Genomic DNA, 24,869 nt, shown 5'->3' on the forward strand with positions numbered 1-24,869 from the left:
GCTCACCCGTGCGAGACGGCGCGCTGATTCAAGCGCTCGATCGCGGCTATCGCCGCGCGCTGTGCTTCCTCGGCCTCGGCCTCATTGCCCATCATGGTCAGACGGCCAAAAGAACCGAAGGCTTTGACATCAACCAAGGTAATGTGCGCGGCCTTTTCAGCTTCGTTGGCGGCATAGACGATATAGCCCGCCGGCTCGACCTCCAGGATGAACATGCTCTTGCCAGGCAGGATCATCGAGCCCTTGCGCAATTGGCGGTTGATCAGCGTGGCATGGTCAGGCGTGATGGCGCGGATGATCTCGTTCCATGCCACCTTGCAGCGCAGCCGCGACTCCATGGTGGTGTTGAGCTGACGCAGGATCAGCTCGCCAGCGGCAAGCACCTCGCTCTGGTTGCGGAAGTGGAGTTCCATCGAACCGAAAGCACGCTCGACGACTTGCTCGCCCATACGCACGTTGGTTTTCTTCAGCGCGATATCCGAGAGATTATGCACCGCCATGCCGGGGGCGACCTCGATCCACATGCAGGCATCGCCAGGCACCGGCAAAAAACCCTGCGAAGACGTCGCGATATAGGACGCCAGCTGCGGCTGCAGCGCGTCCATGAACACGTAGGTTCGCAGGGTGATCTTCATCCTCGCCCCACCCTCACCGCGTCAGGCTCATGTAGAGCATGGGCAGCTTTTCCGGCAGGCGCTCGGCCTGATCGATGACGGTGAAGTTCTTTATGCCGAAAATGCGCGACACGTACTGGTCGGCATGCGGATCGAGCGAAAGAGCGTATACCGTAATGCCTTGGCGGCTGAGTTCTTCCACCGCGGCCTTGGTGTCATGGCGCAGGTATTTCGGATCGGTGACGTCGTTGTCGGCGGGCTCGCCGTCGGTGACAACGAACACGACGCGTTTGCTCCTCGGCTGCAGCGCCAGATAGTGGGCGGCATGGCGCAGCGCTGCGCCCATGCGGGTGGAGAGCCGCCCTTTCATCCCCGCCAACCGCGCCTTGACCACATCATCATACGGCTGGTCGAAATCCTTGAAGCGGTGGTAGTGCACATCGTGCCGGCCGTCAGAACAAAAGCCATGAATGGCGAACGGGTCGCCGATGCGATCCAGCGCACCTGCCAGCAACACGGTGGCGGCGCGCGTGAGATCCATCACCGTGTAGTCGTGACCGCGCACCTTGTCGTTTGACGACTCGGACATGTCCAGCAACACCAACACCGCCAGATCGCGCAGCGTACGCTTGTAACGCATCATGATGCGCGGATCGTGCTGCTGGCCGATGCGGATGTCGATCATCGCGCGCACCGCGGCGTTGATGTCGACTTCGTCGCCATCCTCCACATGACGGATGCGCTGCATGCCTTGCGGCACCATCGACTCGATCAAGAACTTGAGCCGCGAAATGATCGGCTTGTGCTCAAGGATGATGCCCTCGATCACCTCCAGCTCGCCCATCGCCGAGTGGTACTCAAGCAACGTCACCCAGTTTGGACGCTCAAGCTGGATCTGATAGTCCCACTCCGGATAGTGGAAAGGCTCGGAGACCGGCGGGCGACCTTCGAGCGAGTTGATGCTCACGTTCTCCTGGTCGAGATAGAACTCGGTCGGAAGCTCCCACACCTCCTGCGCATCGTCGCCGGCGAACTCGACGTCCACCTCGTTGACCATTTCCATCACGTTGACTTTTTTGCGCACCTGCTGGCGAGTCTCCCAGGTGGCGGCCATCACCTGCGCCTCGTCGTATTCCTCAAGAAACCAGACGGCACGATTGTCATCGCGGTAGATGGCGCTGAGCGCATCGGTGAGCTTGTTGTAGGTAGGCAGGTCGAGTTCGAACAGGCGGTGCGATAAATCCACGCCCAGATTCCAGCTCACCTGATTGCTGTCCAGATCGGACTGGGCGCGAAATGCGGCCACGCCCTGCTGCACGAACGGATGCGGATCGTTCGCGTCGGGATCGAGCAAGGCGCGGGTGAGACGATCAAGCAACTCCCCCACGGTCTGCGGCTGGACCGAATAGTCAAACACCGGATGCAACGCCAACCAGGCCTGGCGCATCCCGGGGAATTTGCGGATCGCCAGTTCCTCCACGCGCGCATCTTCGAACAATTCGATCAGCGCCATCTGGACCGGCAACAGCTGCTGCATCGAAAGCGGCGTCTGGGTGAATACAAGATGCGCAGCGCAGTGGTTGATGGCGGCGCGGTAAATTTCAAGCGCGCTGACGATCCGTTCGGGTGCGGTCGCATCGCCCTCGGGTTTATAGTCGTCATAGGCGTCTGCGATGTGGATGACATAGTGCTCGATGTACGGCCTGAGCCCCTCGCGGCTCTCGTAATCGCCGGCGGTTGGACGCAGAAAAAAATCGCGGCCCCAGATCGCGCGCATGTAGATGTTGAGCCGCCGCTGGATATCGACGAACAGCGTGCCTTTGCGCTCTTGCTGCAGCACCGCCATTGCATCGGCGCTCTGCAGTCCGAAATAGGCCGCCTGCCCTTCGAAATCGGTCTTGTAAGCCTGCACTCCCCACTGCACCCAGCGGCGCAGGCCGCCCAGGGTGAGTTGGCTGAGCAAGCGGTCGAGATTTTCCAGCATCGGCCGCAGGCCGCGCGGAGCCTGCGCCAGCATGATTTCCAGCACATTGAGATACTGGCGAAACAGCCCGGCATCGCCCACCCGGTGCGCCGCCAACGGCGCGGTGCTGGCGATCAGCGCCAGAACCTGGCCTGAGGTTTTGGACGCCATGCTCAGCAGGAAGTTGACCAGATCGGGCAGCACCTCCTCGCCGATGGCGCGCCCGACCTCCGGCATGGACTGGATGAAACTCACCACCAGGTCCTCGCCGCGACCTAGCTCATGCAGCGCCACCGCGCCTTTCAGATAGCCATCCAGCCCGCGCGGGCTGATGGCCCGCGCAGCCTCGTTCCAGGAGGCGCGCAGCAACTCCTGCGCGCGGCCGGGCAGCTCGTCGAGAAGCTCTTGGAACTCGTTTAGGTGGATAGCCATGATGTGTAAGTTCGGAGCGCCCTGGCAGCGCCGGGCCCCGGCCGATCTCTAGTTTCCTTTCTCACCTCGCGCCCGCAGATCGTCGGAGACCCTCAGAAATATGTCGTCACCGCGGAATCGAGCGCGTTGCGCATATCGGGATCGTCGGTGATGGGACGCACTAACGCCACGCGGCAGGCGGCCAGCGGCGCGACGCCGCGGGAAATCAGCGAGCCGGCGTAGATCAGCATGCGGGTCGAAATGCCCTCATCCAGCCCATGACCTTTGAGGTTGCGCGCATGTTCGGCGATATGGACCAGCTTTTTCGCCGCGTCCAAACCGACGCCGCTCTCGTGTACGACGATCTCGGCCTCGACTTCATGTTCAGGGTAGTTGAAGTCCAGCGCGCCGAACCGCTGCTTGGTCGACTGCTTCAGATCCTTCATCAGCGACTGGTAGCCGGGGTTGTAAGAGATGACGACCTGGAAATCCGGATGCGCCTCGACGATCTCGCCCTTCTTCTCCAGCGGCAGAATGCGCCGCGCGTCGGTCAGGGAGTGAATCACGACCGTGGTGTCCTGACGCGCCTCGACCACTTCGTCGAGATAGCAAATCCCGCCGAAACGGGCCGCCATGGTCAAAGGCCCGTCCTGCCAGCGGGTGCCGTTGGCGTCGAGCAAGAAGCGGCCGACAAGATCGCTGGCGGTCATGTCTTCGTTGCACGCGACGGTGACCAGCGGCTTGCCGAGCTTCCAAGCCATGTATTCAACGAACCGCGTCTTGCCGCAACCTGTCGGACCCTTCAGCATCATCGGCATGCGGACCGAATAGGCGGCTTCATAAAGCGCGACTTCATCGGTGACGGCGCGGTAATAGGGCTCCTTGGCGACGCGGTAGGCTTCCAGCCCGGCCGCAGCGCCTGTCGTATCCGTTAGCATGCGCGGGGCCGCGCCGCTCGGCGCAGTGGAATCCACCGGAACGTGGAAGGCTGGGTTACGTCGCGGAAGGTAGCCGCGTTTGGTGAGATCGCTACTCATGATCGGGTTCCTGGAAATCTCAATCCGGCCAAATGCGGTCGGGAAACAGTTCCTGCGCACTATCCGGCGGCGCGGCCGCCAATGATTGTGGAGGCGCAGGCTTGGCGGCAGCCGTCTTGGCCGTGGCCGAAGCGGAACGCGGCGTCTTGCGGGTCTCAGCCTTTTCCTTCTCGTCCTTCTCGGCGGGGGCAGGCTCCGCGCCGGCCTTGGCCTGACGGACGCTGCTGGCAAGTTTGTCTTTGATGCTGGTCATGCAAGAATCTCCTCTATGAGGCCTTCGATCTCCGCGACCGCACTTTGGCCGCGCGCCCCTAGTTGGTAGGCTGATACGCCCTCAAGCGCAGCAGTCTTGTAGATGCCGCGACGGCGGACCGGCGTCCGCAGCACCGGCAGGCCGAACTCGGCCAGCGCCTCCTGCATCGCCGCCGATAGCGCGCTACGCGCCTCGATCTGGTTCGGCAGCAGGTAAGCGCGCAGCCGGGGATTGAGACGCCGGGCCTCATCAATGTCCTGCGGCAACCGCAGGCTGGCCCACAGATCCATCGGCGAAGGCAGCACCGGGATGACAGCCACGTCGCAGCTTTGCAGCGCCAGCGCCGCCGCTCGGCTCTCGACCGCCGGCGGGCAATCCAACACGACGAACGGATAGGCTCTAAAGTCCCGCCGGAGATCGACCGGCCCCGCGCCCACGCGCAGGTGTTTGACCGTGGCGGGAAAGGATTGCGTGCCTGCCGCGGCCCATTGCGTGGCAGAGCCCTGCGGATCCAGATCGACCACAACCGCTGATGCACGCCGCGCCAGCCCCGCGCCGAGATGCATGGCCACGGTCGTTTTGCCGGCGCCGCCTTTCTGGTTGATCACCGCGATGACCAGTGGGCCGCCCATCGCTCACTCCCCGCGGTCGGCTAGAGCAGCTATACGCCCAGCGAACTGTTCGTCCTCGACGCTCAACGCAGCGCCGTCGGCCGCCCCGATCGTGATGTTGACGTAGGTGGTGCCGAAGTTGATGTTCTGCGGATGGCGCTGAATCTCCTCGGACAGTGCGGAAAGCGCGTCGAGGAAGGCACGGGTCTGCGCATATTGCGCAAACGCAAAGCGACGAAACAACGTCGGCGGCTTGTCGCGGCGCTCCCAACCTTGAAAATCATCAGTCATGGGCGTCCTACCCCCGGTTCGATCTGGGTTACATGATCGAGATGTGCCAGCGCCTCCTGTAGCAAGGCTTCGAATAGCGACTTCGAATAGCGACGCGGTGTCGTTACCGCGCAGCCAACGGCGCGTACGTCAACGCGTCGACAAACCGCGAGGCTCCAGCCTCAAGCCGTTATCCGGCCCAACCACAGCGCGGGCAACCGCCCGCCGCATGGTGTCGTACACGGCAGGATCTGCCGCGGCGCCATTAAACGCTCGGCATGACCCGTTCGCTCCGGCTCGGCGCGCGGCTTGCGTGCCCATTTTTCGGCATCGCCCCAGGGGCGTGCGAGCACGCTTGCAGGAGATGCTGCTGCCCGCCGCCAACTCCTGGTTAAGCGCGCGTGCGGGCCAGCCCAGGGTTCGCCGATCGACCGCCATGACGTCCTCCGCGCAGGATCAACTGCGAGTAGACGTAATCTCGGCGTCTCGACCGCCGCGGCCACCGCCGTTGACCTCGGGTTGGGTCGGCAAGATACCCTCGACCTCGCTGTGCACGCGGGCAATGATGTGCGCGGCCACCAGGCCATCACCCACGCGCTCGCAGGCATCCGCCCCGGCACGTACCGCCGCATTGACCGCGCCGGTCTCACCGCGCACCAGAACGGTGACGTAGCCGCCGCCCACAAATTGCCGACCGATCAGCCGCACTTCAGAGGCCTTGGTCATCGCGTCGGCCGCCTCGATCGCCGGAACCAGTCCGCGAGTTTCAATCATGCCCAGGGCAATGCCATTCACGTGTGTTGCCATGTCGTTGTCCTTCCAATTACTAGCGGGAGAAAAAGCCGAGCTTAGGCGCTCGGCGATTTCGGCAGGATGCCCTCAACCTCGCTATGCACGCGGGCAATGATGTGCGCGGCCACCAGGCCATCGCCCACGCGCTCGCAGGCGTCAGCTCCTGCACGCACTGCCGCGTTGACCGCACCGGTCTCGCCGCGCACCAGCACGGTGACGTAGCCGCCTCCGACGAACTGACGCGAGATCAAGCGCACCTCGGCGGCTTTGGTCATCGCGTCCGCCGCCTCGATCGCCGGAACCAGTCCGCGAGTTTCAATCATGCCCAGGGCAATACCCATCGTTTCAGCCATTTGTTCGCTCCTTGTTGTCGAAATAAAAGAATCTCAAGCCAGTCACTGCAGCCTGACGCCCGCTGCGCGCGCGCCGTTTTGCTCTTTGCTCACCACGCCATCACTCCTCCTCCCAGCCATCAATGATGCCGCAGATGGTCAGGTCGGTGGCCACTGTTCGATCAGGCATGGCCATACGCGCGGCTGTGCCGGCGGCGGTGAATACCCACTTGCCAGGTGGCGCTCCGACCGGGTCGGTCGCCACCGATATTTCTCCCTTCTGGCCTTTCAGAATGCGCAGCGACGCTGAGCTCATCCCCGGCACACGCCGGGTGCAGACCAGTTCGTCGACCACGCGCCAGACTTCCATCACGCCACCTCCGGATTCCAGTGGTCGATGATGCCGACGATGGTCAGATCGGACGGATAATCCTTGGCCCCTGCCGCATCGCGCGCCGCGGAGGACCCGACGCAAATCACCCAATCGCCCGGGATGCAGCCGACGGCGTCGACTGCGACGCTGCGCGGTCCATTCGGCGTTTCCTGCACGACAAGCAGCGGACGATGGCCCATGGCATCGATGCGATTGGTCGACACGAGAGTGGTTCTTACACGCATGATTTTCATCGCGCATACGCCCTCAATGATCGTCGGCTACGTCGTCGGCGATGAAGGTGCAACGTTCGTCGCCGCCACGTTCGCTCACCGCAACCGCGCAATTGAGCAGTCCTTTTGAGGTCAGATCGGAGTAACGCGTTTCGATCGCGTCACGCACCCGTCGACCCCGCGCGATCGCCCGCTCGCGCGACTTGGGAACTCGTGCGTCGTATTCGAAATGCACCAGCACCGGCACCGGCAAACCGTGCGCGACGTTGAGCTTGGTGAAGATATTAATCCCGACATCCATGTCCGGCGCGCCTTCCTCCATGGTGTTGAGGTGAGCGAGATAAAACAGATTGCGCAGCTGCAGCGGCCGCAGCTTCTCACCGGCGATGATGTACTCCTCGTCGTGCCCGATGGTCTTATAGCGGCCGGTGTGGTGCTTGATGACGTATTCGATTTGCGACAGATTCGCCTCGGCCAGCGCCAGCACCAGGCGGCGCATACCCTCGTGCATTCGGCCAGTGCCCCGGCTCCCGGCATCCATGCCCTCGGCGACGGCGACAGTCTCGGCGATATGAGCCCGCGCCGCTTCGGGCGAAAGACCAAGGGTGTCGCGGTAGATCTGCGCGGTCTCGAAGTAGCGGTGCGCGCTAAGCTCGCCGAAGCCGTCGGGCAGGTGGACGCGCAACGCATCCAGATCCGTATCAACACCGATAAGCAGGACATCCGGCGCCGCGCCGGCGCCAAAAGTCCGGTCGATCGCCGCCCGCAACTCGTACAAGCGCTGCAGCGCAGCCTCTGTGGCCTGACGGTCGTTGCTACCGTGAGCAGCGCAACCGTCATTATTGGGCGAAGAACTGCTGAAATGATAAACGGCGATCTTGAGGAAGTTCAGGCGGTCCCCATCGACCATGGCGCCCGACAGTCGCGTGACTTCACGCTCGGCCCAGTCCGATACATTGGCTTCGACATCAAACAGTGCGCCGGCATATCCCTTCACCCGCACATTCGGCCCAGGCAAAAAGCGCAGCACATAGGCGCCGACGCCTTGCAACCGGCCGTCGGAACACGGACTGATGTCCACGGTGTGGTAGCCGCACGAACGCAGAAAATTCTCATCGAGCGGCAGGCGTTGGCGCCAACCGATCTGCTCGGTCTGCGCGTTATCGACGCTCAACTTCAGAGAGCTGAATATGCAGCGTGAATGCAGCGTGGACAAATCCAGCCCGCATACCCAGGCATCCTCGAGCACCTGCGTCGGCAGGTCGAAACCGAGTTGCTCGCGGGCCAGCTGCTGCGCCCGTTCGATAAAATTCTCGTCGTGCTGATACGTCGAGATACGCTTGAGCACATCGACGATGCGGATAAAACGCGAGCGCACGGTCCGTTCGTAATCGAATAGCAGGCGGTTGAGATCGCGATCGACCAGCGCGTGCTCACACATCTGCCCGCCGCCGATCATGCACGCCGGATGATCTGGCGTGACCGACACTTCGGGCGTCGCCGCGGCAACCGGGCTGGCTTCTCGTCGCAGGGCGTGACGGCGTTTACGCGTGTTCATATCCGCGATCCTTAGCCGCGCGCCCCGCCGGAGACGGTCACCGTGGCGCCACGCCGGGTATTGCCCGCCGAGCCCGTAATCACCGAATCAGGCACTTCAGGCCGCTCGATATTGCGAAACGCCATGGCGCTCATCCCGGCTCCACGCGGCTGGCCCCGCATGGAAGGATTGCGCGCCAGGCTGGACGACCCCTCGGTGCCGGTGACACGGCTGTTACCGTCCCAAGCGTCCCCCGAGACGCGCCGCCCCTGCTGGCTGCCTTCGCCGCTCAAACGACGTGCGGCAGGAAGCGAATGCTCTTCGTCGCGCGGACGACGCGATTGGTCGCCGTGCCGAAACTCCGGTGTGCCGGTGATCAGGCCGTCGGCCTTGTTGATCGGGCCGGTGATGCGCGAACTGCTCAGACCGCTGCCGGTGATGACCTCGATCTGCCGCTCCTCGCGCGCCTGACGCGCCGGAATACTGATGCTGAAATCCCGGGGAGCGGGCGGACGCTGATCCACATCCCGCGCGCGGAAGCGATCACTCATCGCACATTGCCCGGAAGCGATATTGTCCAACCCGAGATAAGGCGTTCCCGAAATCGGCTCGCAAGCGCCGCGCTCGTCGCCGGTGACCTGCGACCCACCGGCGCCCGGTCGATCGCCGGTGACTACGGTAGCCGGAATCACCGCGCTCTCACGGACCCGCGCAGCCTGCTGCTCGCGCTGCGGCGCCTGGCAGAATCCAGCGTATTGGCCCTGCCCGATGTATGAGGTGCCGCTGATCGGCGCACAGGTCCCAGCCTCGTTTCCGGTAACGTGTTCCGCACGTCCAGGGGCAATGCCCGTGATCGTTTGTCCGCGCAGCGTCGTGTCGACCACGACCTTGCTGACCGGCGAGACGGTCGGCACCGCCCCGGACGGACAGACGGCGGCTAACTGGCGGGTGCCGATGTAGTCCGTGCCGGTGACGGGTTCGCACCCGTAAGACTCGTCACCGGACAATTTTGGGCTGGGCGCAACCTCCGAACCGGTCACGGTCCGACCGCGCAGCGTCTGCATTTCAGCAACCTTTTTAGGGCTCGGTGTCTGGCACAACCCGGCGAAATCGGCAGTGGTGTAGTATTGGCTGCCTGTGATGCTGCGGCAGGAGCCCACTTCGTTGCCGGTTACCTTGGCCGACCGATCGACCGCGGTCCCGGAGACGATCTGTTCGTCACGGGTGGACATCACGCTGACCTTTCGCGGGCCTCCTCCCGGCGGCGGCGTTCGACAAAAATCGCGAAACTGTTCAACAGTGTGATATTCGGTGCCGGTAATCGGACGGCAGCTTCCAGCCTCGTCGCCGGTCTGCCGTTCGCTGCGGCCGACGACGGTACCGGTGACGGGTTGGCCCGTAGCTGTATGGGTAACCGCGACTTTCGGAGGCGCGTCGTCGGTTTCTCCTTGGCTGTAACGGGTACCGGTGATGGTCCGGTCGGCGCCGTGCTCAACGCCTGTGACGCGGCGCGGACGATCGACCAGCGCCCCAGTGACGGCCTTGCCCTTGTCGGTATGGGTGAGCGCCACCTTCTGGGGCCGCGCATCCGGCCGCGTCGAACAGAATTGTTCAAAGCGCTCGCTCGAGAGATATTCCGTGCCGGTGATGGGACGGCACGCACCCGCCTCATCGCCGGTGGTCCTGGTGGAGCGCCCCAGCGCGGTGCCGGTGATGCGCTGTTCGCGCAGCGTGCTGCTGACCGCAACCTTGGGTACCGTCGGCTCGGGCCGGATGCCGCAGAGCGTCTGGAATTGCTCGAAGCCGATATATTCGGTGCCCGTAATCGCGCGGCAGGAGCCCGGTTCATTGCCGGTCACCTTGGAGATTCGTTCGACCTGAGTGCCGGTGACGGTCTGCCCGGCGAGGGTGTGTCCTTCCTCGACCTTAGCCGGCGCTTCGACCACGTTGCGGGCACGCATCCGACCGGTCGGGCGACTGCCGGCACCCGAGGTCTTATCGACCCGGCCCGCCAGCGCCCGCACCATCCGATGCTGCATCGCGACCTGACGGCCGGTCGCGCCTTTCAGCATGGCGCTCTGCCAATCCTGCGCCGGCATCGAGGCGGCGATCCGCGTCGCTTGGGCGACGCGCTTGAGGCCCTTCTTGCCGTCCTGGTTCAGCGCAGCTCGGCGCATCTTGGCGAGCGCGCGACCGGACGCCTCCGGCGAGCTCACGGCTGCACGCGCGGTCGCCGGAGTCTCGATCTGCACCGCTTCGATCTGCGCCGCCTGCTTCCGCTGCGCGCCGTGGCTGCAACCGCACTGTCCACCGCAACTGCATTGCCCGCCGCAGCCGCAACCGCAATCCGAGTCTTGCACCTCAACCTGAGCCGAACGGCTCGGGCGCAGATGCGCCGCCGGACGGGATGCCGCGCCCTGCCCGGCGCCCTTCAACGCGGCTTTACCAATCGTGGACAGCGCCTGCCGCCGGGCTCGCGCCGCAGATTTCAATATCACCGGCTGGGTAAACGCGGCCGATGTAGACGCTGCCGCAGCAGCACCGACGTGGCGCGCGCCGGCGACATGCGCCGCATTCAACTGCAAGCCGGCGGCGGTGCGCTTGACGGCTTGCGCCGTCGAGACGATCCCCGCCTTGCCGTGACGCGCCATAGCCTGCCGGCGCTGGAGCGCCAGTTCACGGCCGGATAGAGTTGCAGTGGCATGACCGGGGGCGACGTTTGTCATTCGGACCTCAGCACAAAGAACCCGATGAAGGGGCGGCGCCAAAGCGCCGCTCCGCGTTCAAATCATGGGCGCCGAATCGAGTCGGTTTCAGCGCCCACTTCATCAGCGATACACCACGAACGCCATGCCCTGGCTCTGGGCGTAATTGTCGTACGCGACGAAACGCACCATCTGATCCGGAAACTCGCGGTGGCAGGCCTCGATTTCGGCCACCACGGCGTCGACGGACTGCTCGCCGAACAGCGGCAGCTTCCACATGTACCAGTAGCTCGCCTTGGCGGGCGTGCCCTTTTCGGTATGCTCGACCGCCGGATTCCAACCCTGCGCAATGGCGTGGGCGATCTGACGGCGCACCTGATCGGGCGTCATCTGCGGCAGATAGGAGAAGGTTTCGTACTTCTTGAGCGAACGGTAGGCTTGAACGGCCATGACTTAATCCTTTCGATTTTGCCGGGCGGCGGCGCGCCCCATGGGGCGCTGCCGACCGTAGCCGGCGACCGGTTTACTTGTTGGCGACAGCGAGCTTGTCCATGGTTTCGAACTCGAACTTGATCTCTTTCCACGTTTCCATCGCGATCTTCAGTTCGGGCGAGTGAGCAGCGGCAGCGGTGAGGATATCCTTGCCTTCCTTCTCCAGATGACGGCCCTCGCCGCGCGCCTGGACGCAGGCTTCAAGCGCCACGCGGTTGGCGTGCGCACCGGCGGCATTACCCCAGGGATGGCCCAGCGTGCCGCCACCGAACTGCAGCACCGAATCGTCGCCGAAGATGGTGACCAGCGCAGGCATATGCCAAACGTGAATACCGCCGGACGCCACGGCGAAGCCGCCCGGCATCGAGCCCCAATCCTGGTCGAAGAAGATGCCGCGCGAGCGGTCCTCGGGAACGAAGGATTCACGCAGCAGATCGATCCAGCCCAGTGTGGACGCGCGGTCGCCCTCAAGCTTGCCGACGACGGTGCCGGTGTGCAGATGGTCGCCGCCCGACAGGCGCAGGATCTTGGTCAACACGCGGAAGTGGATGCCGTGGTGCGGGTTGCGGTCGATCACCGCATGCATGGCGCGGTGGATGTGCAGCAACATGCCGTTGTTGCGGCACCAGTTCGCCAGGCCCGCGTTGGCGCAAAGTCCGCCGGCGAGGTAATCGTGCATGATGATCGGAGCGCGGATTTCCTTGGCGTATTCCGCGCGCTTGTACATTTCCTCAGGCGTCGGCGCGGTCACGTTGAGATAGTGACCCTTCCGCTCGCCGGTCTCCTGTTCGGCTTTCTGAACCGCTTCCATCACGAAGTCGAAACGGTCGCGCCAGCGCATGAAGGGCTGGCTGTTGATGTTCTCGTCGTCCTTGGTGAAGTCCAGACCGCCACGCAGCGCTTCATAGCAGGCGCGACCGTAGTTCTTCGCGGACAGACCGAGCTTCGGCTTGATGGTGCAACCCAGCAGCGGGCGGCCGTACTTGTTGAGCTTGTCGCGCTCGACCTGGATGCCGTGCGGAGGGCCGCCGCAGGTCTTCACGTAAGCGATGGGAAAGCGCAAATCTTCCAGACGCAGCGCCCGGACAGCCTTGAACCCGAACACGTTGCCCACCAGCGAGGTGAACACGTTGACGACCGAGCCTTCTTCGAAAAGGTCGATGGGATAGGCAATGAAAGCGTAATAGCAGGTATCGTCGCCCGGCACGTCTTCGAGGCGGTAGGCGCGTCCCTTGTAGTAATCGAGGTCGGTCAGCAGATCGGTCCACACCGTGGTCCACGTGCCGCAGGACGATTCGGCAGCAACCGCCGCCGCCGCTTCTTCGCGATCCACCCCAGGCTGCGGCGTGATCTTGAAACACGCCAAGATATCGGTGTCGAGAGGCATGTAATCCGGCTGCCAGTAGCTCTGCCGATATTGCGTGACGCCGGCCTGGTACGATTTGACTGCCATATTCGAAGACTCCTTCATGCGCGCTTTTGCGGTAAGCGAACGACGGGCGAGGACCTACCGCTGTGCGGTGGCCATCCCCCCACCCGGCCCGGGGATGACGTTCGTGGGTCTCAGCAAGGGCCTGTGATTCAGCCGGCCCAGCGATTCACGAGCATGGAACATAGAAGAGGATTGGCATAAACACTAATTGATATTTTTGATCGAATACATTAGTGTCCCTTATGTATCGGCCATGCACCTGACCCTCAGACAGCTCCAGATCTTCGATGCCGTGGTGCAACAGCAGAGCTTTACGCGCGCGGCCGACGCACTGCACCTCACCCAGCCAGCGGTCTCGATGCAGATGCGGCAGCTGGAAGAGCAGATCGGAGTACCGCTGTTCGACCATGTCGGGAAAAAGATCCAGCCGACCGACGCGGGTCGCGAGCTGCACCGTCATACCACGCTTATCGGCGCCAAGATGCGCGACCTCGAGTCGGCGATGGAGGAGTTCCGTGGCGTCCATCGCGGAGAACTCGACCTTACCGTGGCAAGCACGGCCAACTACTTCATGCCTAAGCTCATCGCGGCGTTTTGCGCCTGTCATTCCAGGGTGCAGGTGCGGCTGCAGGTGTCCAACCAGACGCACATCCTCGAAACGCTCTCGGCGGCGAATCAGGACCTTGCCATCATGGGACAGCCGCCGGAGGACAGTGAGCTCGTCGCGCGCGCGTTCCTTGACAATCCGCTCATGGTCATCGCCTCGCCCGAGCATCCGCTGGCCGGACGCCGCAAGATTCCGCTGGTGGAATTGGGTCACCAGCCGTTCATTACACGCGAGCCCGGCTCGGGCACACGCAATGCCGCGGAGCGACATTTTTCCCGGCTTGGCGTGGAATTCCACTCGGTGATGGAGATGAGCAGCAACGAGGCCATCAAGCAGGCTGTCGAAGCCGGGCTGGGTCTGGGCGTCATGTCGCTGCATACCCTGGAACTGGAGCTGGCGATACGCCGCCTGGTCACCCTCGACGTCGAGAGTTTTCCCATCGTGCGGCAATGGTTCGTCGTGCACCGCAAGGGTAAAAGGCTATCGGCGGTGGCGCAGTCCTTCCTGGCTTTCATCACCCAGCAGGCGCGGCCGCTGGCCTCGCCTAAGCATCCGCAGCAATTCCCCTCACGCCACGAACTTGACCAGGCGGCCGACCTGGATGTCGCTGACAAAGAGCACTCCTGAATGGGCCTCGAAAAATGGCTGAAAACCTTCGAGGAGCGGATCGAACAGGTTTTGCGGCACGGCAGCGATGATCATGATGAGAACGTCATCCTCATTGAACATCAGGTGCCCTTCATACATGCCGTGGGCGCCCTTCCCGGACAGGTTGCCGATGATGGTGTAGCCCTTGACTCCAGCACGATCGAGCAAGTCGGTGGCAAATTCCTTGTGCTCACCCTGGAGAATGATTTCCAGCTTCTTCAGCGGATGCAGTTTGATCTCGTTCATGCTGAATGATCCTTCTCGGCAGGAGCTATCAGAGGCGGACGCTCCTCCCACTGGCCGTTGTTGAAAACAAAAGGCTTGTAGCCTTGGGTAGGGTCGATGACGATGGCGCGAATCCACCCGCCGAGCACCAGGCTCTTGACCTTGACCACGCTTTGCAGCACGCGACCGGCAAAGTCCAGCGGCGCCTCGATCAGCGCAATCAGACGCATCGGCTCGTGGTAGGGACGTCCCTCGCGCATCACGGTCTGCATTGGCAGGCCGGTCCGCAGATCGCTCAGGTTGCCGGTCATCACGCCGAAGCGCCCGGACACGTTATGGTAGACCTTGCTGCCGCTGCCCAGATGGGCATTGTCCACGGTGGAAAAGAAGTGTTCGAGGTTGATCCACTGGCCCACCACCACCGGCGCAGCCAGCAGATTTTCCAGCAGCCGGCCCTTGGGGTCGCAGCGCCAGTCGTAAGATAATAGAAAGGCGCTGCCCTTCAGATCCGAGTTCTCGGTGAGCGCGCGCCGGCCGACGATACCGTACACGTTCCCCGACAGCCCCCACTCCGGCCGGACCTGCGCCCAATCCACCGCCAGGCGGTTCGCCAGGCGCCAGGCATCCGCCGGCTCGATCGCCTTCGCCTCCGGCAACAGCTTGGGCATGCGCTCGGCCGCCGTCAGGCGCGAGGCTGCGCGCAGGCCTTCGCGCAGGCGGTCCAAATACACCAGATGGCGCGGCGGCAGCAGGTCGAGGTCGAACAGCTCGATGGCATCTGTCGTGGTGACGTGAAGCGCGGGCATGAACCAGGTGTCTTCCGGGATGGTGACGCCCATGGCGGCCAGCCGCTCGCGCACCGCGGGCTTGTTGGCCATCTGCGCGAACACCCGGGCATTGACCACACCGCTGGCACCGCCGCAGGCGCCGCAGTCCAGCGCCGACTCATAGGGATTGTTCTCGGTCTTCCCGCCGTGGCCGACAACGAGCACGAAGCGCGAGAAGGCTTTGGTCAGCCCAATCATGGTCAGGGCCGTGTGCACATAGTTGACCTGTTCGTCGAGCGAGTAACCAATGCGTCCCAGCCGCTCGAGCTGATGATTGGCGTAGTCGGCATCGACACCGTAGGCCTCGCGCAGCTTGTCGATGAACTCGGTCTCCTGCGTCTGGGGCACACCGAACTCCGTGCGCAGCCGCGTCGGCCCATCGCGGCGGCACAACGCAATTTCGCGTAGTTCGCGGATCATGTCGTCATCCACCCGCTCGCGGTCGATCTTCAGTTCGTCATGCAGTGCCTTGACGATCATCGCCCGCTGCAACGTGCGGATGATGGAGTCAGCCTGCTCGCGAGTGAGCTTGTCCACCAACAGGCGGGTGACCGGCTTTTCGCTATCGATGCGGCTGCGCCAACGGCTGTAGCCCAAAGGCGCCAGGGTTTTGCCGAACAGGTCCAGTCCGAACAGCATGCCCACCGCCTCCACCGTGACGTAGGGCGAGAGCACCGATTTCTTGAGATCGTGCAGCACGTGGCCGACGGTACTGAAAAAATCTTCGTTGTTGTGGTCAAGGGCGGCGGGCAGTTCCAGCACCAGATTCTTGGGCGTGATCACCGCTGGACAGTAGTGACTCTCGCTGCCCTTGCCATAACCGAGGAAACCCACGGGCACGCCGAAGAAGCCGGCGATGCCGAAGGTCTGGTAATTCCCCACGCGCTCCAGGTGCCGGCGGATAGGCTCGGCCCGCACGTCGATACAGAACCAGGCCTGCGCGAACGGCCGCTTGTCCGATGGCGGATCCTGCGGCACCTGCACCTGCGCGAGCAACCGGTCGATGGACTGCGCTTCCATCGCCAGGGTCCACACCATGCCCTCCTGCGGCGCGAATTCCCGCAAGCCCTGCAACAGACCCGCGACGTCTTCCGGCGTCAGCGCCTCGAGCGCCGCGGTGGCATTCGCGGCGGCGGCCAGTTCGCGCAACGCGGCGGCTTGTTCCTGCCCGAGCCGGGCATGCCACAGCGGCCAGTAGCGCTGCAGGAGATCATTGCAGCGGGCGCCATTGCCGCGCGACAGCGTATCGTCGATGCGCTGCGCCCAATCGGGCAACACCTCGCCGCTATGCAGCGCATTGCGCAGCACGCATTCTGCGCCGCGTTCGCGCAGCACGGTACTGAGCTCGTCCCGCCGCATCGGCGTACCGCGATGACGCGCGCTTTCCTGTAGCAACGCCAGGCCCATCACGAGCCGGATCGCCAGCAGATCGACGATATCGGCCGGGTACTGCTGCGCCCAATAATAGTGCTTGGCCGACGCGCGCCAACGCACGAAGCCGGTCCAGCCATGCAGCCGGGTGAGCACGCGGGTGAAATAGATCGGCCAGGTGTCGGCGCCGATGCCCATCTCCTCCATGACGTACACCACCGCGCTCTCGGCGTCCTGCACCCGGTCGAGAATGCGTGGCATGTGGAGTCCGCGCAGGAACATGCGCGCATTGCGCCGCGTGACTTCGCTCCAGGCGACGAACAGGCCGCGCTCGCGCCCGGGCATCCGCCAGGCGGATTGATCTTCGTCGAAGAAATCCAGGCAGTTCTTGATCACCAGCTCGTCGAGTTCGTCGGCGAGGCCGGTGCCCCACAATGCATCGATCGCCTCAGGCAATGTGCGCGCGTGCAAGCGCTGTTCAAGATCCGGCAGCAGCGCGGCAACGTCTACAGCCTCCTTGGAATGCGGCTGGCCGTGCAGTGCGGCGTGGACATCCTTCGCCCGTACGCCCCGCACCACTACATCGCGGTCGTGCGCCGCCTGCATCAGCGCCTGCAGCCAGCGCGGCCAGTCGATGCCGGGGACCGGCGGCAAGTCCTGCGAGCGTCGCACGATCTCCTCGGTCAGGGTTTCCTGCCGCACTTTGCCTTCGCGCTGCCAGTGCTGGTAATTACTGCGCGGCAGGAACATGCGTGCGTGGAACAGCTCCGCGCCGCGGCGCACCGCCTGCTCGAACGGCATGTCCTCGAGGCCGTAAAGCGGGTTGTGGTGAATGAAGGTGCGCATCGGCCAGAAAAACGGGACCGGCTCACCCGCCACGTAGGCGGTCGAGCGCACCCGCAGGCGCCGGCCGAGGTTCAATGCATCCACCATGACCATCCTCCGATCGAACCCAGCACTGCGGCAGCGGCAGCGAGCATCAGCAACCCGGCGGCGCTGTGCGACAAATCGACTGCGCCCGCCGGACGCGGCCATTCGCTCCCGAACAGGCCATGCTGCCACAATATCGCGGCCGCCCAACTCCACAGCAGCCAAACCGCCAGCACCACTGCCGCCAGACCAGCGGGAATCTGCTGCAGCACCGCAAGCATGGCGAAGAACCCGGGGAACGGAGGCGCCGCCAAAGCCGCAAGCAGAGTTATCACCAAGGCGCCGGTCAGGCGGGGAAAGGCCGGACCGATCCGTCCACGCAGGCCGAGATACGCTCCTCCGAGGCGGTGGCACAGGCTGGAGCCGAGAAGCATCAGCACCGCAGCGGGGACTGTCACCGCCAGAGCCACGAACACGAGGGTCTTGCCGTGCAGGCCGTGCAGCCACGCAAGCCACACCAGCGGCCAAGCCGAAGTGGCCTGCAACCGGGCCCAGATGAATACCTCCTGCACCGCAAGCAGCCGCCAAGCATAGAGCAGCGCGGTGAACGCCGCCAATAGCTGCAGCGCGGTGACATATTGCTCGGGCGGCATGGCCGCCCGGTTGAGCAGCAGCGCGCCTGCAATGGGGAACGCCAGAAGCGCCGGAACACGCAGCCACACGGGCAGTACCTGGAGCCCGGCGTTGAACAACATGCTCAGGGGAAACAGCGGCAGCAGGATCAAGGCAAGGAGCAGAGTGATCATGGCGTTCACACCCACCGTAGCCAAATGTTCACCCGCTTGGTCGCGCTCAGTGTGGCCCGCGCCAGTTGAGTGTAAATGACGGACACATAGAACTCGCGTGAAAACAGGGCGTAGAGATTGAGATAAACGGCATTCCAGAGAGTGCCGGGCTTTCCCACAAATTCGAGCGTTTGCGCATAAAAAGTAGCCAGCCAGGCACCGACCAGCACCATGGTAAGGAGCACCACGAGAGTGTCGAAAGCCAGGACATTGATACTCGCCGCCGCATAGATGGCGTCGCGCAGCTCTTCATCCGGGTAGAGGAAGGCCTCGAACGTATGCGCGATCAGCGTGTAGCCCACCACCACGATGAAGAAGGACAAAAGCACCATGGTCAGCGTGCGCAAGGGACTCTCGCTGGGCATCTTGTGAATGGAGAAGAACAATTGTGCGCCGGTGACCCAACCGAAGAACAGAAGCACCACCGAGCCCTGCTTGTGGAAGAAATCCGCCGCCACCATTCCATGTGACAGGCCCAACACCAGCGCCGGCACCAATACGGTGGCGAGCGCGGTGAGCAGCCAGGGCACTTTCTTGACTGCGCGCAGGGGACGACGCTCGACCACGAAGCTGTAGATATCGTCGGGCGGCACGCCATCTTCACGGCGGCTGTCGCCGATCACGTTGCCCGCGTTGAGAAACAGCGTGGCTTTGAACAACCCATGTGCGATGAGATGATAGACAGCGAGCGAAAATGCGCCCAACCCGCATTCCATGATCATGAAGCCCATCTGCCCCATGGTGGAATAGCCCAGGGATTTCTTGACGTCATTCTGCGTGAGCATCAGCGCCGAGCCGATCAGCGCCGTCACCAGCCCGACGATAAAGGCCAGGTGCAGTGCGTCGGGCGCGTGAACGAAGACCGGCGCGAAGCGATTGAACAAAAATCCCCCGGCGTTGACGATGCCCGCATGCATCAGCGCCGACACCGGCGTGGGACCATCCATTGTGTAAGGCAACCAGGTATGCAGCAGAAACTGCGCCGAACGGGCAAACGCCGCCAGCGCCAGCAGCAGCGCCGCCGTCGGGACCACCGCCATCCCGCCGAGCTGCATGCCCGGATCGGCGTTGACCCGCGCGAACAGTTCCGGCAACTGGGCGGTGCCATAGCCATGCCACAACAGTAACGCCGCAACTACCAGCGGCAGATCGCCGATGCGATAGGTCAGAAACGTCCACAAGGCATAGCGGCCGCTTGCCTTGCGGCTGGTGTCGAAGCCCAGCAGAAAGAACAACAACACCCCGATCAGGAACCAGGCGACCATCAGCGTGACCAGATCGGCGGCGGTCACCATCAGCAGGATCACGGCCGTCATCAGGTCCAACTTGGCAAAGAAACGCACGTAGCCGGGCTCGTCGGCCATGTAGCGCACCGAGTAGACGTGCACCACCAGGCTGATAGCCGCTACCAGCACCGCCATAGCCACGGCCAGATGGTCAAGCAACAGAGTGGCCGGTCCAAGCTGCGCGAGCGCTACGACGCTCTTTGGCACTTGCAGCACTGCCACCAGCAACGCCAGTGCAACCGCACAGGTGACAGCGGTCATCGTCACGCTGATGCGCGCCGCCCGTGCCGGCCGACCGGCTCCGCCTAGCGGGGCGACGATCGCCGATAGTGCCGGTAGCGCCGGCAACAACACGAGACACCAAGAGACCCACTGGTCCACGGCAAACACTCCTTGTTCGATCGGGATAGCGCGATGCCGAAGCAGTCGAGAACCCCCGTTGCTCCGGCTGGCCGAGTGGGCCGACCGCAACATCATCAAAGGATCGATTGAATTAGCAAATTTGATTTTCTTATTCAGTCCCCAAGGCGAGCTGATAACAACGCTTGCCGTTAGCACTCGGCGAATCGTTTTTCATGCAAGAGAACCCTCATGGCCAAATACGTCGGACTCGACCAAGACAGACATGGGATGACCCCGCTCGGGCGAACCGTGCTCGATGCGCGCGTGTTCGGTCTCATTCCCGAGACACAGGATTGCGCGAATTGGGACGCCGGCCAGATGCAGGCTCTGATGAGCAAGGTAGAGCAACTTTGGGATCAATATGGCAACGTTCCCAGCGCGTTGCCGCCGGAGTTGGCCGATCGTCACAAGCGCGTCTATGCCGAGGCCATAGCCCGTGCAAGGTCGCTGGGCTGGGACGCTGAACTGGACGACAACGATTAGCTGAACTCCAGCAACCGGAGTTCAACCAGCGCTTTGCGCGGTCTGGCGAGTGCCGGACAGGCGCCCTCGCTGCTTCTCTTCGTCGCAGATGTCGGTGGCAGCGGAGACCTTCAGGTGGCGGGTGCGGCGCAATGATCTGTGACGACGGGTCGCATCCGTCTCGAGCTGGCCGGATGCGTTCGGACCCGGCAACTGGCTATGTTAAGGACGCATCATGATGATCAAGGGCGCCCATACATCCAGACATAGACATACGTGATCCGCTCCCGTTCCTGGTGATACCCATTCGGGTGATTTGGTGGTGGCGTGATTTGGTGGAACCGCTGAAAGATGAGTCCGCGCATGTGGCGGCTAGAGCATGATCCCGAAAAGTGGAAACCGGTTTTCGGAAAAGATCATGCTCACACAAAAAGATAAGCGACGAGTCTGATTCAAAGCGGTTGAAACAGACTCTAGGGACTCGCTTCTGATTGAATCAGGAATGATGCACGCTCTTTCCATCTTATTGGCGATGCTGTTCACGCTCATGGCCGGCGCTGTCAGCGCTCAATCCCAGGCAGACATGGCCGCGTATGTTGCGCCGGCGCCTTCGGGATTTCATCGACGCCTCACAACGGAATATTGTCATGCTTCTTGGTGGGCACATCCACTTTCTTGTCCCGCAGCATCGCCAGCGCGCGTGCGATGCGCCTGCGCGTCGAGGATGGCATGATGACGTCGTCGATGTAGCCGCGCTCGGCGGCGACGAACGGCGACAGGAAGCGATCCTCGTATTCCCTGGTGCGCGCGGCGATCTTCTCGGCGTCGCCTATGTCGCTGCGAAAGATGATCTCCACCGCGCCCTTCGCGCCCATCACCGCGATCTGCGCCGTCGGCCAGGCGTAGTTGATGTCCGCGCCGATCTCCTTGGAAGCCATCACATCGAACGCGCCGCCATAGGCCTTGCGCGTGATGACGGTGACGAGCGGCACCGTGCATTGCGAATAGGCGAACAGGAGTTTCGCGCCGTGCTTGATCAGCCCGCCGCTTTCCTGCGCGGTGCCCGGCAGAAAGCCCGGCACGTCCACGAAGGTCACGATCGGAATATTGAAGGCATCGCAGAAGCGAACAAAGCGCGCGGCCTTGCGTGATGCATCCGAGTCGAGCACACCCGCCAGCACCATCGGCTGGTTGGCGACGAAGCCGGCGGTGCGCCCGGCGATGCGGCCGAAACCGATAATGATGTTTTTCGCAAACGTCTCCGCAATCTCGAAAAAATCACCTTCGTCCACGACCTTCAGGATCAGCTCCTTGATGTCGTAGGGCTTGTTGGGATTGTCCGGCACCAGCGTATCGAGCGAGTCGTCGGTGCGCTCGACGTCATCGAAGCTCGGCCATTCCGGCACGCCATCCGCGTTGTTGCCCGGCAGGAAGTCGATCAGGCGGCGCATCTGCAAGAGCGCCTCGACATCGTTTTCGAACGCGCCGTCGGCAATCGACGATTTCGTCGTATGTACGCTCGCGCCGCCGAGTTCTTCCGACGTCACCACCTCGTTGGTGACGGTCTTCACCACCTCGGGACCGGTGACGAACATGTAGCTCGTGTTCTTCACCATGAAGATGAAGTCTGTCATGGCAGGCGAATAGACATCGCCGCCTGCGCAGGGCCCCATGATGACGCTGATCTGCGGGATCACGCCCGAGGCCTGCACGTTTCGGCGGAAGACATAGGAGTAGCCTGCGAGTGCGGCGACGCCTTCCTGGATGCGCGCGCCGCCGGCGTCATAGAGACCGATGATCGGCGCTCTCGCTTTCAACGCCATGTCCTGGATTTTTGTGATCTTCAACGCATGGGTTTCCGACAGCGAGCCGCCGAACACCGTGAAATCCTTCGCGAATAAGAAAATCTTGCGGCCGTTGACGGTGCCCCAGCCGGTGACGACGCCGTCGCCCGGCACCTTCGACTTCTCCATGCCGAATTCAATTGAACGATGTTCGACGAACATGTCGAACTCCTCGAACGAACCCTTGTCGAGCAGGATCTCGATGCGTTCGCGGGCCGTCAATTTGCCGCGCGCGTGCTGCGCCGCGATGCGTTTTTCGCCGCCGCCGAGTTTTGCAGCCGCCCGCCGGGCATCGAGCGTTTCGCGAATGTCCTTCATGATCTGCCGCCCGGGCTTTGGCGTGCAGCGAAACGGCTCCGGTCGGCCTGAAGAATATGCGAGGTCCGCTGCATCATGATGCGATTTTAGCACGCGGCTTGTAGGGCTGCCACCGACAGGCGCGGCGAAGAGCCAACGTCGATCAAGGTGCGCGCCCCGACATCCGCAGCACGAACACCAGGACTTCCGCGACCGCCTTGTACAATTCGGCCGGAATCTCGTCGCCGAGTTCGACATGCGAGAGCGCGCCGGCCAGCACCTCATTTTCCTCGATCGGGATATCGTGCTCCTTGGCCACCTCGATGATCTTCGCGCCGAGCGATCCGCTGCCCTTGGCGACCACGCGCGGCGCGCCGCTGCCTTTGTCATAGTGAAGCGCGACGGCGACCTGTTTCTTGGGCTCCGCACTCATAGGGCGCGATCCAGAAAGTGGCCGGCAGGCGCGGGACTCGGCTGCGGCGGCGCGCCTTCGCCGATGATGATATCTCCCGGCTGCAACTCGGCGCGGCTCAATGCCTGAGTGAGCTGCAACGCGCCTGCGCGCAACCGGCTCACGGTGGAAGGACGCTCAGCCCAGAGCCGCACCGTCGTAGCATCACCGGCCAGCGACACCAGCGCGTGAACCGGCCCCGCGGGTTCGACATCGACCGAGAATCGCGCGCGCCAGACCCGCATCGCTGTCTCTGTATTGTGATCGGCCGCATCGCGCGAAATCTCAAACTGTGCGATGGCCGTACCGGCCGGAACGACAAATGGAATCTCGAAATTCCAGCGCGGCGTGATCTGATCGAGCCGCGCTCCCGCTGTATCGACCCGATCCGGCAGCGAGGCGATCTGCAGCAGCATCTGACGAGAAATCGCCGCATCGGTATCATCAAGCAGTCGTCGCGCGATCTCTTCCGGCGGTGCAGCCGATGACAGTCCCGGCAATGCGACGGGCTGCGCGGTTGGCAACGCGCCGCCAAAGGGCGGCGGCGGTGTGCTCGTGCGCACGACAAAAACATTGTTCTCGGTGAATCCGCTCGCCGGTCCGGTCCTGAGCGGCGGAGCGGCCTCGGGATCGCCGCCTTGTCCGGGTTCTGCGCCGAGACCATTAATGCCTCTGTTCTGAAGCACCTCCTGCAAAGCATTCAGGGCTGCGCCGGTGACGGCGGCGCGAAGACCTGGATCCGATCCTCGAGGCAACAATATCTGGCTCGCGAGGGTTTCCGGATCATCGGTTACGGCCAGGCGTGCCTGCGGCAGATACACATCCTGCGCGTCGATATCCGGCGATAACGGCGGCGCGGTCGATGCCATCGGCGGAGCCGTCTGCTGCGCCTGCTGCGATCCTGCCCTCACGACGGGCGGCACCCCGTGAGACCCGTCCCCGACCACGACCGAGAGCGCCTCGCGAAGCACGAGCAACACGGCCTTCATATCGGGAAGTTGGGTATTGGCCGAGGCCGCAGGCTGTCCCGTCTTCAGACCGGACGCCAGCGATGCTTCGAGAAAAAGGCCGGAATTCCGGAGCGCCGTCTTGATGTCATTACCGGTTAGATTCGGATCGAGACCGACGCGCATAGCGAGCAGCCGGTCCAGGACCTGTCGCACGTGAGGGGGCAGAGTGCCGGCCCCGGCGGCGACCAGCAGATTGGCGTAGAGCGGCGACAAACTGCCTTGCCTTGTCGCCGCCGCTTGCGCCGCGGCCGATATGGCAAGGGCTTCAAGCGCGGTCAGCGTGGGTTTTGAGGCCGGGATCGATACATCAGGTTTTGCGGTAGCAACGTCAGTTGTGAGCGTCACGGCATCCATTGCCGTCGCCGTGGCGGCGCTCGTCGGATTTGATGACCCGCCCTGCCCCACAACCGCGAGCCGAAGCCCCTGCTCAGTCTGCGAGACCACAAGCCGCAGGCTCTGGCCGACCTGAACCGGAATTTCCGACAGTACCTCGATCGTCAGATTGGCGATGGCGATACGGACGAGATTGTCGGCAAGGATTCCCTGGACCTTCGCATCCACCACCATGCCGGGCTGCAGCATGGTTTCGGACGCTGCGCCTTGCGTCGCGATGACCGGGAAAATCGGGTTGATCGAGATCGCCATGAAGCCTCGTTTCACCCGTCAGGC

Annotated in this window: 23 protein-coding genes; 2 read left to right on the plus strand and 21 right to left on the minus strand. The window is 63.2% G+C overall.

What is annotated here, in order from left to right; all coding sequences use genetic code 11:
• Positions 1-2: 2 nt before the first annotated feature.
• The 14 genes from NB311A_RS03550 to NB311A_RS03615 form a co-directional block, all read right to left on the minus strand.
• Entirely contained in the window at positions 3-635 is a 633-nt protein-coding gene (locus NB311A_RS03550; protein ID WP_009797082.1) for a hypothetical protein, read from the minus strand.
• 13 nt (positions 636-648) lie between these two features.
• Complete coding sequence (locus tag NB311A_RS03555; protein WP_009797083.1) at positions 649-3,009, minus strand: nitric oxide reductase activation protein NorD; 2,361 nt, start codon at positions 3,007-3,009, stop codon at positions 649-651.
• 92 nt (positions 3,010-3,101) lie between these two features.
• Entirely contained in the window at positions 3,102-4,025 is a 924-nt protein-coding gene (locus NB311A_RS03560) for a CbbQ/NirQ/NorQ/GpvN family protein (protein ID WP_009797084.1), read from the minus strand.
• A gap of 19 nt (positions 4,026-4,044) precedes the next feature.
• Positions 4,045-4,278, minus strand: a complete 234-nt coding sequence (locus NB311A_RS03565) for a hypothetical protein (RefSeq protein WP_009797085.1) — start codon at positions 4,276-4,278, stop codon at positions 4,045-4,047.
• Positions 4,275-4,910 (minus strand): ParA family partition ATPase, encoded by a 636-nt coding sequence (parA, locus tag NB311A_RS03570; RefSeq protein ID WP_009797086.1) that lies wholly within the window; start codon positions 4,908-4,910, stop codon positions 4,275-4,277. The genes NB311A_RS03565 and parA overlap by 4 nt, the downstream gene beginning before the upstream one ends.
• A 3-nt stretch (positions 4,911-4,913) precedes the next feature.
• On the minus strand, positions 4,914-5,180 hold the full coding sequence (locus NB311A_RS03575) for a 4a-hydroxytetrahydrobiopterin dehydratase (protein ID WP_009797087.1): 267 nt from the start codon (positions 5,178-5,180) through the stop codon (positions 4,914-4,916).
• 435 nt (positions 5,181-5,615) lie between these two features.
• Positions 5,616-5,933 carry a BMC domain-containing protein gene (locus tag NB311A_RS03580; RefSeq protein ID WP_292962649.1) on the minus strand — a complete coding sequence of 106 codons (318 nt, stop codon included), beginning with the start codon at positions 5,931-5,933 and terminating at the stop codon, positions 5,616-5,618.
• A gap of 74 nt (positions 5,934-6,007) precedes the next feature.
• Positions 6,008-6,304 carry a BMC domain-containing protein gene (locus NB311A_RS03585; protein ID WP_009797089.1) on the minus strand — a complete coding sequence of 99 codons (297 nt, stop codon included), beginning with the start codon at positions 6,302-6,304 and terminating at the stop codon, positions 6,008-6,010.
• A 100-nt stretch (positions 6,305-6,404) separates the two neighbouring features.
• Positions 6,405-6,653, minus strand: coding sequence for a carboxysome peptide B (locus NB311A_RS03590; protein WP_009797090.1), 249 nt, complete (start codon positions 6,651-6,653; stop codon positions 6,405-6,407).
• Positions 6,653-6,901: a carboxysome peptide A gene (locus NB311A_RS03595; RefSeq protein WP_245256916.1), complete on the minus strand. Its 249-nt coding sequence runs from the start codon at positions 6,899-6,901 to the stop codon at positions 6,653-6,655. Before NB311A_RS03595 ends, NB311A_RS03590 begins: the two co-directional genes overlap by 1 nt.
• A gap of 22 nt (positions 6,902-6,923) precedes the next feature.
• Positions 6,924-8,447, minus strand: coding sequence for a carboxysome shell carbonic anhydrase (locus NB311A_RS03600; RefSeq protein ID WP_009797093.1), 1,524 nt, complete (start codon positions 8,445-8,447; stop codon positions 6,924-6,926).
• A gap of 11 nt (positions 8,448-8,458) precedes the next feature.
• Entirely contained in the window at positions 8,459-11,152 is a 2,694-nt protein-coding gene (locus tag NB311A_RS03605; RefSeq protein WP_009797094.1) for a CsoS2 family carboxysome shell protein, read from the minus strand.
• A 102-nt stretch (positions 11,153-11,254) separates the two neighbouring features.
• Positions 11,255-11,581 (minus strand): ribulose bisphosphate carboxylase small subunit, encoded by a 327-nt coding sequence (locus NB311A_RS03610; RefSeq protein ID WP_009797095.1) that lies wholly within the window; start codon positions 11,579-11,581, stop codon positions 11,255-11,257.
• Positions 11,582-11,654: 73 nt separating this feature from the next.
• The gene (locus tag NB311A_RS03615; protein WP_040673904.1) at positions 11,655-13,076 is read right to left on the minus strand and encodes a form I ribulose bisphosphate carboxylase large subunit; all 1,422 of its coding nucleotides are present in this window, start codon (positions 13,074-13,076) and stop codon (positions 11,655-11,657) included.
• A 232-nt stretch (positions 13,077-13,308) separates the two neighbouring features.
• Between NB311A_RS03615 and NB311A_RS03620 the strand changes: the two genes are divergently transcribed.
• Positions 13,309-14,289: a LysR family transcriptional regulator gene (locus tag NB311A_RS03620; protein ID WP_009797097.1), complete on the plus strand. Its 981-nt coding sequence runs from the start codon at positions 13,309-13,311 to the stop codon at positions 14,287-14,289.
• On the opposite strand, the gene NB311A_RS03625 is transcribed toward NB311A_RS03620, so the two are convergent.
• From NB311A_RS03625 to NB311A_RS03640, 4 genes are read right to left on the minus strand one after another with little or no spacing between them, the layout of a single operon-like run.
• Positions 14,230-14,556 (minus strand): P-II family nitrogen regulator, encoded by a 327-nt coding sequence (locus NB311A_RS03625; RefSeq protein WP_009797098.1) that lies wholly within the window; start codon positions 14,554-14,556, stop codon positions 14,230-14,232. The two genes, NB311A_RS03620 and NB311A_RS03625, sit on opposite strands and share 60 nt — an antisense overlap.
• Positions 14,553-17,666 (minus strand): DUF2309 domain-containing protein, encoded by a 3,114-nt coding sequence (locus NB311A_RS03630; RefSeq protein WP_040673906.1) that lies wholly within the window; start codon positions 17,664-17,666, stop codon positions 14,553-14,555. Before NB311A_RS03630 ends, NB311A_RS03625 begins: the two co-directional genes overlap by 4 nt.
• Positions 17,651-18,409 (minus strand): hypothetical protein, encoded by a 759-nt coding sequence (locus tag NB311A_RS03635; RefSeq protein WP_040673907.1) that lies wholly within the window; start codon positions 18,407-18,409, stop codon positions 17,651-17,653. The genes NB311A_RS03630 and NB311A_RS03635 overlap by 16 nt, the downstream gene beginning before the upstream one ends.
• Before the next feature lie 5 nt (positions 18,410-18,414).
• Positions 18,415-20,115 carry a proton-conducting transporter membrane subunit gene (locus NB311A_RS03640; protein WP_040673908.1) on the minus strand — a complete coding sequence of 567 codons (1,701 nt, stop codon included), beginning with the start codon at positions 20,113-20,115 and terminating at the stop codon, positions 18,415-18,417.
• A gap of 210 nt (positions 20,116-20,325) precedes the next feature.
• Here NB311A_RS03640 and NB311A_RS03645 point away from each other — a divergent pair, with 210 nt between their 5' ends.
• On the plus strand, positions 20,326-20,619 hold the full coding sequence (locus tag NB311A_RS03645; RefSeq protein WP_009797102.1) for a hypothetical protein: 294 nt from the start codon (positions 20,326-20,328) through the stop codon (positions 20,617-20,619).
• 608 nt (positions 20,620-21,227) lie between these two features.
• Here NB311A_RS03645 and NB311A_RS03650 read toward each other — a convergent pair.
• The 3 genes from NB311A_RS03650 to NB311A_RS03660 form a co-directional block, all read right to left on the minus strand.
• On the minus strand, positions 21,228-22,760 hold the full coding sequence (locus tag NB311A_RS03650; RefSeq protein ID WP_009797103.1) for an acyl-CoA carboxylase subunit beta: 1,533 nt from the start codon (positions 22,758-22,760) through the stop codon (positions 21,228-21,230).
• Positions 22,761-22,902: 142 nt separating this feature from the next.
• Positions 22,903-23,172 (minus strand): EscU/YscU/HrcU family type III secretion system export apparatus switch protein, encoded by a 270-nt coding sequence (locus tag NB311A_RS03655; RefSeq protein WP_009797104.1) that lies wholly within the window; start codon positions 23,170-23,172, stop codon positions 22,903-22,905.
• Entirely contained in the window at positions 23,169-24,845 is a 1,677-nt protein-coding gene (locus NB311A_RS03660) for a flagellar hook-length control protein FliK (RefSeq protein ID WP_009797105.1), read from the minus strand. The genes NB311A_RS03655 and NB311A_RS03660 overlap by 4 nt, the downstream gene beginning before the upstream one ends.
• Between the last annotated feature and the right edge of the window lie 24 nt (positions 24,846-24,869).

Origin of the sequence: Nitrobacter sp. Nb-311A, from assembly GCF_000152905.1 — a bacterium.
Lineage (GTDB): Bacteria > Pseudomonadota > Alphaproteobacteria > Rhizobiales > Xanthobacteraceae > Nitrobacter.